Here is a 10,799-nt window from a genome sequence, read left to right as displayed (position 1 = left end):
CTCTCCTTGGCGCCAAAGACCGCCCCCAACAAACGACGCCCCTCTTGACAACTTACTCCCCATACAAGGTTCAGCCGGAACGACCCGGCCCTCCCTGCGCGATCGGTTTTAACGGCTTATACTTGCTCTCCTCGGTGCACCGGCTTTCTGGCCACCGTGGCGACAACGCGCGCATCACGCGCGCTGCCGCGGACCTCAGCGTCGGGAGGTCAGGACCACACGATTTCGCCGTCCGCCACGACAGCGCTCGTCCAGCGCCGCCGTCACGTCCATCGCATTGCCGGTCCAACGTTCGTGACGACGCGCGTACGCCCCTCATCAGGACCGGAATGGGAGGAGCATAGGACAGGAATTATGATTTTCGGAAGCTGTTTATTTTTCGCGGAGGCTCTTGAAGTGGGTCTTCATATTGAGGGCGCGGGGGAAATGAGTGTTTTGGCGCAGGCGACATGCGTGGCGCATCGGCCGTCCGCCGGCGTGTTGGAGATCGGCACTCCGCCCGACGGGCGAATCGGGGATTGCAAAGTTGTTTGTGGCACGCAGGCGCGGCGCGATCGGTCAGCGCCTCCCCCCGCGTGCGGGGGAGGTCGCATCGCATCGTCAGATGCGATGCGGGTGGGGGATTGCTCCGGAAAGACTGCCGCTGTGGCACCCCCACCCCAGCCCTCCCCCGCAAGCGGGAGAGGGGGCGCACCGCCGGTGCCGTGCCTGCGCGGGTCTCTCGATGATGCGGGCCGAGATACGCATCATGAAACGCCCTGGCGCAATTGAGCGAGCGCTACCCCACGTTCGGCTCGCCGCCCTCCGGGGCGAGCCTGGTCGCCAGGATCTTGTCGATGCGGCGGCCGTCGAGGTCGATGATCTCGAAGCGCCACCCTTGCAGCTCGAAGCTCTGGCCGATCGCGGGCACGCTGCCGAAATGCTGCAGCACCAGGCCGGCGACGGTGTGGTAGCCGCGATGTGGCGGCACCTCGATGGCGAGGACGTCGGCGAACTCGTCGAGTTGCATCCAGCCGGAGACGAGCAGCGATCCGTCGTCGCGGCGGAGGCAGGCCGGCTCCGGCGGACCTTCCTCCGAGGAGAACGCGCCGACGATCGACTCCAGAATATCCGCCGCGGTCACGACGCCTTCGAACGCGCCGTATTCGTCGTGGACGAGCCCCATATGCACGGGCGCCACCTTGAGAATCGCGATCACGTCGCGCGCATCGACGGTGGAGGGAATGATCGGCACCTCGCGCACCAGGCTGCGCAGGTCCGGCGTCTCGTCGCGCAGATAGGCCGCCAGCAGGTCCTTGGCCTGGAGCACGCCGATCGGACGGTCGCGCTCGCCGTCCGACACCGGCAGGCGCGAATGCGGGCTCTTGGCGAGCAGCTCGCGAATGGTCTTGGGATCGTCGTTGAGGTCGACGACGTCGACCTCGGGGCGCGGCGTCATGATGGCGCCGACCGGGCGGTCGCCGAGCCGCATCACGCCGGCGATCATCTCCTTCTCGCCGGGCTCAAGCACGCCTGCGGTCTCGGCCTCGCGCACCAGATGGTGGATCTCCGCCTCCGACACCTTCTCCTCGGCCTCGCCGGAGCGGCCGAGCAGCGTCAGGATCAACTTGCCGGAGAGATCGAGCAGCACCACGAGCGGCAGCGACACCTTGGCGAGCACCTGCATGGCCGGCGCGACGCGGACCGCCACGGCCTCGGGGTCGCGCAGCGCCAGCTGCTTCGGCACCAGCTCGCCGACGATCAGGGTCGCATAGGTGATGGTGGTGACGACCAGGCCGACGCCGATGATGTCGGCAACGGAGGCGGACAGGCCGAGCTCCAGCAGCCACTGCGTCAGGCGCTGGCCGAGCGTGGCGCCCGAGAATGCGCCAGAGAGCACGCCGACCAGGGTGATGCCGATCTGCACCGTCGACAGGAACCTCCCCGGATCGGACGCCAGCGCCAGCGCCCGACGGGCGCCGGCGATGCCCTTTTCGGCCAGCATGGCGAGGCGTGCCGGCCGCGACGAGACGATCGCGAGTTCGGACATCGACAACAGCCCGTTGACGACGATGAGGACGACGATGATGGCGAGTTCGACGGAGAGCATTTCGACCTGGTCTGGCGCCCGGAGGGGGCGGGATGGGGACAGGTCCTAGCATATGGGGATGGCAATCGCCCAATGCCGCGCTGCGGTGGGCGCATGGCTGGAGACGGGTGGGCGGTCAGATTGGGGCTTGCCGCGCCTGGACCTCCGCTGTCGTCCCGGCCTTGAGCTGGGACCCATAGCCACCGGCGGTCGTGAGGCGGGCAATCGGCAGTGACGTCCCTCGATAGCTTCCGCGGTATGGGTCCCCGCGTTTGCGGGGACGACACCGAGTGAGGAGCTATGGCCTGCGCAAATAAAAACAGCCGCCGCTCAGAAATCCCCGTGCAGCCGCCCCGAGAAGATCGACACCGGACCGCGGTCGGCGTTGTAGGCGGGATTGCTGATGAACTGATAGTCCGCCGTGAAGGTCAGGTATTTGTTGATCGAGTAGGCGTAGTAGGCCTCGATGATGTTCTCGCGCCGGTAGTTCAGCGCGCCGTCGCCGATCAGCGGGCCGAGGCCGCCGGCGGCGAGGAAGGCGCGGTGGTCGCGCGACAGCCCGTTGGTCACGCCGGCGAGGCCGATGGTGTCGTCGGGACGGCCCCAGCGCGTGCCCTTGATCGAGGTGCCCAACGACAGGCTGCTGTCGATGTCGGTGAACGCCATGATCTCGTTCTTGCCGTCGTTCCAGCTCCAGCGTCCGAACAGGCCGACATCGTCGGAGAGCGCCTGGTCGAAGCTGATCACGTAGCCGAATTTGCCGCGGCCGCGGCGGGTCTGGCTGATGTCGAGATTGAGCGCGGGATTGTCCAGCGTCTCGCGATAGCTGCCGGCGAACACGCTGTTGAACCAGCCGATCGTGCGCAAATGTCCCGGCTGCGAGAACAGCTGATAGCGCGTCTCCAGCTCGACGACATACTCGCCGCGCCTGAACACGCGCGTGTCGAAATTGTTCGAGTTCGACTCGGCATCGACCAGGAAATAGCCGGCGCGCAGCGCCCAGTTCTTCTGGTTCAACTCGGCGGTGGCGCCATAGGTCAGTCCGAGCTTGTCAGCGGCATAGTCGAAGGCGCCGGGCGCCCAGACCGACCAGTTCATGAAGTCCTTGCGTGCGTCCTTGGCGTAGGCGTTGCCGTCGAACACGTCGAGCACGGGGAATTTTCCGATCTGAAGCGTGAGACGCGAGATGTCCTGCTTGCCGGACAGCTGCAGCTGGCCGCTGCCGAGCTGCTCCTGCTCGCCGCCGAAGCCGAAGGTCTGGCGCAGGAACAGCCGCGAGGTGTTGTAGTGCGGATAGGGGAAGTCGGACTTCTGCGCTTCGCCATTGGGGAAGCCGCCTGCTCCGACGGTGTTGCTGAGGCCGAAGCCCTGCAGCAGCTCGGGATTGTAGTAGACCTCGCCGCCGTCCCACAGCCGCGCGTTGATGTACAGGCTGTTGCTCCAGGTCTCCTGGAACTGGTGCGCCGGCGTCAGGCTGTTGGCGCCGGTATAGGCGGCGCGGAACGCCGGATAGCCCTGGCCGAGCACGGTCGCCTGGCCGTGGATCTCCCAGCGGTCGGATTCGGGATCGGACGGATCGCTCTTGAGCTTCAGGTCGGGACCGCCGGCGAAGTCGAGCTTGCGGTTGAGCCCGACGCGCAGGGTCTGGAATTCGAGCGCAGAATTGTAGCTGGCGCCGTTGGAGAAGCGGACGCCGCCGTTCTCGAAATGGCTGTAGAGATATTCGAGGCGCCAGCTCCAATGCGGCGCAAAGCTGCGCTCGATGCCGGCGCCGGCGGCCCAGCCGAGCCGCGTCGTCAGCAGCTTCTCGGTGTCGCCGGCCGCATTGGTGTTGATGAAGCGGCCGCCGGTCCAGGCGAGGCCGCCGGTGGCGTAGACCAGCCAGTCGCCCTTGATGTAGCCGACGCGGCCGCGGGCGGTGGCGACATAGTCCCACAGCTCCGAGACGTTCGAGATGGGCGTGCCGAGCATCGCGACGGTGTGGTTGGAGGTGAGATAGTTCGGAAAGCTGAAATCGCCCTCGAGCCCGAGCAACAGCCCGGAGCGGGTGACCCAGTTGTAGCCGGCCTGCACGCCGCCAGTGAGACCGCTGAACGGGCTACCGGCGCTGACCGTCCCGCTCGGGTCGGTCAGCGTCGCCTGGGCGCGGTCGCGCGTATAGCCGGCATGGACGCCGACATAGAGGCCGGTCCAGTCGAACACCGTCTGCGCCATCCGCGCCTTGACCGGCAGGTCGGCGGCAGCGGCGGGGGCAGCGAGCGCGGCGATCATGGCGCCGGCCGCGATCATCTCCCGGGTGCAGTTCGAACGGATCATGGCGGCGGATTCCCAAGGCGAGGCAAACGACACAGGCAAACGTCACAACTGATTGCCCGCGCACAGTCACGAGAAGATTACGGAGTCGTCGATGTTCGATCGGAAGTGTGGACGGCACGCGGTAATTTGTGGATGATTTATATTGCGATTAATTCGCAACAGCAAGCGTGAGGCGGTCTCATCCGGTTTCCGATTGAGGGTGTGGCGCCCACGCAACAATCAGCCCGCCCGGGCGGCCGGGCGGGACGCGACGAACGCCCGGCATCAATAGCCGCAGGCCCTGACGCGGCCGACATACTGGCCGTAGACGTTGTACTGCGGCACCCAGCGGCAGTACCGATAGCCACCGCCATAGGAGTAGCTGTCGTTGCTGGCGGCGATGGCGCTGCCGACGACGGCGGCTCCGACGAGGCCGGCACCGACGCCCCAGCCCCAATGGTGATGATGATGGAAGCCGTTGGCCGCCGCAGGCGTCGACGTTGCGGCGATGCTGCCGGTCACGGCGAGCGCGGTCAGCGCGAGGGTGGCAATCTTGGTTTTGATCGACATGGTGAAGGCTCCTGTTTGATGTTGCGGCGGCCGGCGTCGGCCGCTTGCCAAATTGGACGGAGCCTTTTCGAAACCGGTTCGAATCGCCTGATGGCGATCGACGCCATCCGGAGATTCATCAGAAGATCCAGAATGTTATCTTTGGCTCAGGAGCCCGGCAGCGGGCCGTGGCCGAGCGTGGTCACGTCGAAGTTATCGACGTCCTCCAGCAGCGCGCAGAACGCCCGCGCGCCGTGGTCCAGCACGCGCTCGCCCTTCTCCGCCGAGGCCTGCGTGGCATCGCCGACCGCGCCGCCCGCATTCAGGTCCTGCGTCTGCCAGGCCATCGGCGCCGGCCGCTGCGTCGAGAGCACCTCGTAGGTCGTTTCCATCTCAGCGCCGCGCGAGGGGAAAGCGGCGATGGCATCGCTGCGCACCAGCGTGGGATGGCGGGCCAGCATGATCGAGGTCTCGACGGCACCGCCATGGATGCCGTGACGCAGCTCGTCGGCGGAGAACAGGCCATCGGGCGCGCCGAAGCGCGACCATGACGTCGTCACCACCAGCATGCAGTGATCTGCGCGCAGATCCTGCGCGACCAGGGTCATCGCGGCGCTGTTGCCGCCATGGCTGGTGACAATCACGAGCTTCGTGATTCCGATCGCGCGTATAGCCGGCGTGGCCGCCGACATAGACACCCGTCCAATCGAACTCCGTCTGTGCGACCGGCGCTTTCAGCGCCAAATCCGCGGCCTGGGCCGCAGCTCCCGAGCCGAGGACGACGACGGCGGCAAGCCCGGTCCAGCTTCGGACGCGCGATCGTCCGGATCGTATTGGCGTAACCGTCGGCAAGCGTATGGACCGCAAGAGCAGGAGTGAACAGAGGCGCTGGTGATGCGGACCCTAGCGAATATTGCAAGTTACTTGCAATGACTTTGAAGTCACACGTCACGGCTCGCGCGCGGAAGCGGTGATTTTCGATGGCCCTATCGGCTGTGGGAACGGGTGTCGGCCCTTCGCGATCGAGCTCGCTTGTGACATGACGTCGCAAGGCAATCGAGCTGACGAGCGATTCGAAGACGGAACTGCCGCATGGTGGGAGACCCGCGTGTTGCAAATCCGTTACGAGATGATGTCAGAACGGCACTGATCGTAATTCTCACGTGAATTGAACAAGATGGACCACCGGCTCCTGGCTCGGGCGACGCTCGGTCTCCTGCTCACTTTGTCCAAAACCGCGACAGCGGCCGATCTCGGGTCGGTAAATTCGCGGCCGCAGTCGTATGACAATTCGGCGGCCCCTGACTGGAACGGATTCTATATCGGCGGGCACCTCGGCTACGCCGCAGGCAAGTCCGGCTGGACCGCCCTCGAGGCCGGCGCCGGCGTCCCGATGCTCTCGGGATCGACCGGCCTGTTTAACTCCTATGATGCCTTCAAGGGGACCGGCAGCTATCTGTTCGGCCTGCAGGCCGGCTACAACCGGATGCTGTCGCCGCGCCTCCTGCTCGGCGTGGAGGGGGACTTCTCGGCTCCGAACACGCTCGCCGGCGTGCGGGCCCCGACCTCCCCGGCAACTGGCCAGGCGGCCTATCGCGATACGGTGCTGGGGACGGGTACGCTGCGCGGGCGTATCGGTTACGACTTCAATCCATGGCTGGTCTACGCGACCGGCGGCCTCGCCTGGAGCTACGACCGTCTGGAGCGGACTCAGCTCGCGGGCACGGCCGGCAATGCGGCGGTGGGCGACGTCGATACGGCGCTGACCTGGCGGCTCGGCTGGGTCGCCGGTCTCGGGGTGGAAGTGCCGATCGCGCCGGCCTGGAGCGCCAAGCTCGAATTCCTGGACTCCGAGTTCGGGCATCATCGGAAACGCTTCACCGCGGCCGGCCAGCTCTACGACTCCGATTTGTCGATCCAAAGGCTGCAACTCGGGCTCAACTACCAGCTGGGCACGGATCCGGCCAAGAAGGACCTGCTCGGCAAGGGCATCGTGCCACCCGAGCTCGACAATTTCGCCGTGCATGGCCAGACCACGATCACGACGCAGTACGACTTTCCGTTCCGTGCCCCCTATGCCGGCCGGAACAGCCTGGATCCCAATATCGGCCGCGAAACCTTTGACCTCGACCTGTACGTCGGTTTCCGCCCCTGGGACGGCGCCGAGATCTGGATCAACCCCGAAATCGACCAGGGCTTTGGCCTGAGCGGCACGTTCGGCGTCGCCGGCTTCCCGAGTGCTGAGGCCTACAAGGTCGGCTCAAGCTATCCCTATGCCCGCATTCCGCGCGCCTTCCTGCGCCAGACCATCGATCTCGGCGGCGAGAGCCAGAAGGTCGAGGCCGGCATCAACCAGTTCGCGGGATCACAGACATCCGATCGTCTCGTCTTCACCGTCGGCAAGTTCGGCGTCGTCGATATCTTCGACCAGAACAAATACGCCCACGACCCGCGTGCCGACTTCCTGAACTGGACCTTGGTCAATACCGGCACGTTCGACTATGCCGCGGATGCCTGGGCGTTCACCTATGGCGCAGCGGCCGAGTGGTACACCGGCCCGTGGACGGTCCGCGCCGGTATCTTCGATGGTCCGGCCGTCCCAAACAGCACCGATCTCGATGCCAAGCTCGGCCAATTCCAGATGGTCGGCGAACTCGAACGCCGCTACGAGCTTTGGGGGCAGCCGGGCAAGATCCTGGTCACCGGCTATCTGACGCGGGCCCGCCTCGGCAATTTCCAGCATGCGGTGACCCTGGCGGCGCAGACTGGAGCCGCTCCGGATCTCGCGGCGGTCCGGACCTACAAGAGCAAGCCCGGCATCTCCGCCAATTGGGAGCAGCAGATCCTGCCGGGGCTCGGCGTGTTCGCGCGCGCCGGCTACACGCCCGGGAAGCTGGAGGCCTACGCGTTCACCGACGTTGACACGACCCTTGCCGCCGGCACCTCGGTGTCAGGCAGATTCTGGGGACGGCCGGACGACACGTTCGGCCTCGCAGGGGTGGTCAATCAGATCTCGCCGGCGCATCAGGCCTATTTGGCCGCGGGCGGCTATACGGCGCTGATTGGTGATGGGCAGCTGCCGCACCCCGGGGCCGAGAAGATCCTCGAAGCGTATTACTCGCTGCCGGTGTTCAATTGGCAGTTGACGTTTGACTATCAGTTCATCGTCAACCCGGCCTACAGCCGCGATCGCGGGCCGGTCTCGATCATCGGGTCGCGGCTGCACGCGCAGTTCTGAGTCGAACGACCTGCCACCCCGACAATCCGCCCGGGGGGGATAGCCGGGCGGGTTGGGACACGGGTCTGAGCTGATGGGGACACCCGTATCAGACGCGGGACCGGTGCTGCAGCGCGTTCACGAGCCGACGTGGCGAGCCCTGGTGGATTCGGTTGGGCAAGGTGACCGTCGCGCCATCAATAGCCGCAGGCTCTGACCCGGCCGACGTAACGTCCGAACGCGTCGTACTGGGCCACCCAGTGGCAGTACCGATAACCGCCGTAGTAATAGCCGTCGTTGCTGGCGGCGATGGCGCTGCCGACGACAGCGGCGCCGACGAGGCCGGCTCCGACGCCCCAGCCCCAGCCGTGATGGAAGCCATGGGCCTCGGCAGGCGTGGAGGTCGCGGCGACGCCGCCGGTCACGGTCAGGGCGGCGAGGGTCAGGGCGGCAAGCTTGGTCTTGATGGACATGGAAGGCTCCTGTTTTCCGTTGGGCGGCCGGTGCTGGCCGTCTGTCAAATTGGACGGAGGCTTCTCGAAAGCGGTTCGAATCGCCCGAACAAGGCCGGGGCGGTTCAGAGATTCGTTTGAAAATCCAGTTAGATCATGATGCGATTCCACGGAATCGCATCATGATCTCATCTCTTTGTTTGAGCATGATCTTTCCGGAAAACCGGTTTCCACTTTTCCGGATCATGCTCTAGTTGGGCCCAATCCAACGGCTCGCCAGCGGGCCGCCGCCGAGCCCGTTCACGTCGAAGTTATCGATATCCTCGAGCAGCGCACAGAACGCCCGCGCGCCGTGGTCGAGCACGCGCTCGCCCTTCTCCGCCGACGCCTGCGTGGCATCGCCGACCGCACCGCTCGCATTCAGGTCCTGCGTCTGCCAGGCCATCGGCGCCGGCCGCTGCGTCGACAGCACGCGATTGTTCTTCTCGATCTCAGCGCCAGATGACGCGAAGGCAGCGATGGCGTCGCCACGCACCAGCTCCGGATGACAGGCCTGCATGATCGAGGTCTCGACGGCGCCGCCATGGATGCCGTGCCGCAGCTCGTCGGAAGAAAACAGGCCGTCGGGCGCGCCGAAGCGCGACCAAGATGTCGTCACCACCAGCATCCGAAAGGCGGCGCGCAGGTCCTGCGCGACCAGGGTCATCGCGGCGCTGTTGCCGCCATGGCTGGTGACGATCACGAGCTTCCTGATTCCCGCGCGCGCCACGCTGTCGCCGAGCGCGCGCCAGCTCCGCAGCGCGGTCTCGGTCGGCAAGGTCAGCGTGCCCGGATAATCGATATGCTCGGTGGAAATGCCGACCGGCTGCACCGGCAGGAAGGTGACCGGCAGTGCCGGCGGCAGCAGCGCGCGCACGCGGGCGAGATAGGCTTCCGCAATGTAAACATCTGTGCCGAGCGGCAGATGCGGTCCGTGCTGCTCGGTGGCCGCGAGCGGCAGCACTGCGATCCAGCGCGCCGCCTCGGACGTTCCGATCAAGGGCCAGTGCAGCTCGGTCCAGTCGTGGGGCGGGGTGGTCATCGTGCTGGCTGTTTCTTTCGTGCCTCGGGCAGGGTACTTATCGCCCGACCATAGCACTTCGAACGGCATCTTGGGCGAGACTAACCGGGGAATCCAATCATGACGCAGGGGCTTCTGTCGCGAACGTTAATGGCGGCTTTGCTCGTCGCGGGTGCGCTGGTCCCGGCGGCCCAGGCCCAGACCCTGGACAAGGTCTCGTTCGGCACCAACTGGGTCGCCGAGGCCGAGCATGGCGGCTTCTTCCAGGCGGTCGCCGACGGCACCTACAAGCGCTACGGTCTGGACGTGACGATCGTGCCGGGCGGTCCGAACGAGAACAACCGCATGCTGCTGATCTCCGGCAAGATCGAGTTCTTCATGGCCGCGAACACGCTGATGTCGTTCGACGCGGTGGCCAACAACGTGCCGGTGGTGTCGATCGCCGCGATGTTCCAGAAGGACCCGCAGGTGTTCCTGACGCATCCGGAGTCCAGGATCACCAAGCTCGAAGAGCTGAAGCCGCTGACCCTGTTCGTCTCCAAGGAAGGCATCTCCAGCTACTATCAGTGGCTGAAGTCCGAATACGGCTTCTCGGAGAAGAACGTGCGTCCCTACACGTTCAATCCGCAGCCGTTCATCGCCACCGCGCAGAGCGCGATGCAGGGCTACGTGACATCAGAGCCGTTCGCGGTCGAGCGCGCCGCCGGCTTCAAGCCCGGCGTGATCCTGCTCGCAGACAACGGCTTCAACACCTATTCGACCCTGATCGAGACGCGGCGCGACCTGATCGAGAGCAAGCCGGACCTGGTGCAGCGTTTCGTCGATGCCTCGATCGTCGGCTGGTACAATTACATCTACGGCGACAATTCCGCCGGCAATGCGCTGATCAAGAAGATGAACCCGGAGATGACCGACGACCTGCTGGCCTATTCGGTCGCCAAGATGAAGGAGTATGGCATCGTCGATTCCGGCGACAGCGTGGACAAGGGCATCGGCGCCATGACGGAGGAGCGCATCGCCAGCTTCTTCGACAAGATGGTGCGAGCCGGCGTGGTCAAGTCGACGATCGACTATCGCAAGTCCTATACGCTGCGTTTCGTCAACAAGGGCGTTGGCATCGATCTCCGGCCGAAGAAGTAGGACGCTTGAGCGGCGCTT

General features: G+C 65.5%; 7 protein-coding genes and 1 pseudogene. 2 read left to right on the top strand and 6 right to left on the bottom strand.

Annotated elements, in window-relative coordinates:
• Positions 1-778: 778 nt before the first annotated feature.
• From QX126_RS23640 to QX126_RS23625, 4 genes and pseudogenes are all read right to left on the bottom strand, one after another.
• Positions 779-2,089: a hemolysin family protein gene (locus tag QX126_RS23640; RefSeq protein ID WP_315783982.1), complete on the bottom strand. Its 1,311-nt coding sequence runs from the start codon at positions 2,087-2,089 to the stop codon at positions 779-781.
• A 309-nt stretch (positions 2,090-2,398) separates the two neighbouring features.
• A complete protein-coding gene (locus QX126_RS23635; RefSeq protein WP_315783980.1) occupies positions 2,399-4,384 on the bottom strand; it encodes a carbohydrate porin in 1,986 nt (661 codons plus the stop codon).
• 264 nt (positions 4,385-4,648) lie between these two features.
• The gene (locus tag QX126_RS23630; RefSeq protein WP_315735045.1) at positions 4,649-4,933 is read right to left on the bottom strand and encodes a hypothetical protein; all 285 of its coding nucleotides are present in this window, start codon (positions 4,931-4,933) and stop codon (positions 4,649-4,651) included.
• A gap of 146 nt (positions 4,934-5,079) precedes the next feature.
• Positions 5,080-5,571: pseudogene (locus QX126_RS23625) on the bottom strand (creatininase family protein); the annotation flags it as partial.
• A 518-nt stretch (positions 5,572-6,089) separates the two neighbouring features.
• Between QX126_RS23625 and QX126_RS23620 the strand changes: the two are divergent.
• Positions 6,090-8,150, top strand: coding sequence for a carbohydrate porin (locus QX126_RS23620; RefSeq protein WP_315783978.1), 2,061 nt, complete (start codon positions 6,090-6,092; stop codon positions 8,148-8,150).
• Positions 8,151-8,326: 176 nt separating this feature from the next.
• Here the strand turns inward: QX126_RS23620 and QX126_RS23615 are convergent, their stop codons facing one another.
• Both QX126_RS23615 and QX126_RS23610 read right to left on the bottom strand, forming a co-directional pair.
• Positions 8,327-8,602: a hypothetical protein gene (locus QX126_RS23615; protein WP_315783977.1), complete on the bottom strand. Its 276-nt coding sequence runs from the start codon at positions 8,600-8,602 to the stop codon at positions 8,327-8,329.
• A 229-nt stretch (positions 8,603-8,831) separates the two neighbouring features.
• The gene (locus QX126_RS23610; RefSeq protein WP_315783975.1) at positions 8,832-9,662 is read right to left on the bottom strand and encodes a creatininase family protein; all 831 of its coding nucleotides are present in this window, start codon (positions 9,660-9,662) and stop codon (positions 8,832-8,834) included.
• 99 nt (positions 9,663-9,761) lie between these two features.
• On the opposite strand from QX126_RS23610, the gene QX126_RS23605 reads away from it, so the two are divergent.
• Positions 9,762-10,781, top strand: coding sequence for an ABC transporter substrate-binding protein (locus QX126_RS23605; RefSeq protein ID WP_409999118.1), 1,020 nt, complete (start codon positions 9,762-9,764; stop codon positions 10,779-10,781).
• The last annotated feature ends 18 nt before the right edge of the window (positions 10,782-10,799 follow it).

This window comes from Bradyrhizobium sp. SZCCHNPS1003, assembly GCF_032381555.1.
In the GTDB taxonomy this organism is placed as follows: Bacteria; Pseudomonadota; Alphaproteobacteria; order Rhizobiales; family Xanthobacteraceae; genus Bradyrhizobium.
Note: the sequence above shows the minus strand (reverse complement) of the source record. Positions and strands in the feature narration are given on the sequence as shown.

Coding starts and splice junctions, on each gene's coding strand:
- QX126_RS23640 (WP_315783982.1), bottom strand. CDS start 2,089: ATGCTCTCCGTCGAACTCGCCATCATCGTCGTCCTCATCGTCGTCAAC.
- QX126_RS23610 (WP_315783975.1), bottom strand. CDS start 9,662: ATGACCACCCCGCCCCACGACTGGACCGAGCTGCACTGGCCCTTGATC.
- QX126_RS23615 (WP_315783977.1), bottom strand. CDS start 8,602: ATGTCCATCAAGACCAAGCTTGCCGCCCTGACCCTCGCCGCCCTGACC.
- QX126_RS23605 (WP_409999118.1), top strand. CDS start 9,762: ATGACGCAGGGGCTTCTGTCGCGAACGTTAATGGCGGCTTTGCTCGTC.
- QX126_RS23635 (WP_315783980.1), bottom strand. CDS start 4,384: ATGATCCGTTCGAACTGCACCCGGGAGATGATCGCGGCCGGCGCCATG.
- QX126_RS23630 (WP_315735045.1), bottom strand. CDS start 4,933: ATGTCGATCAAAACCAAGATTGCCACCCTCGCGCTGACCGCGCTCGCC.
- QX126_RS23620 (WP_315783978.1), top strand. CDS start 6,090: ATGGACCACCGGCTCCTGGCTCGGGCGACGCTCGGTCTCCTGCTCACT.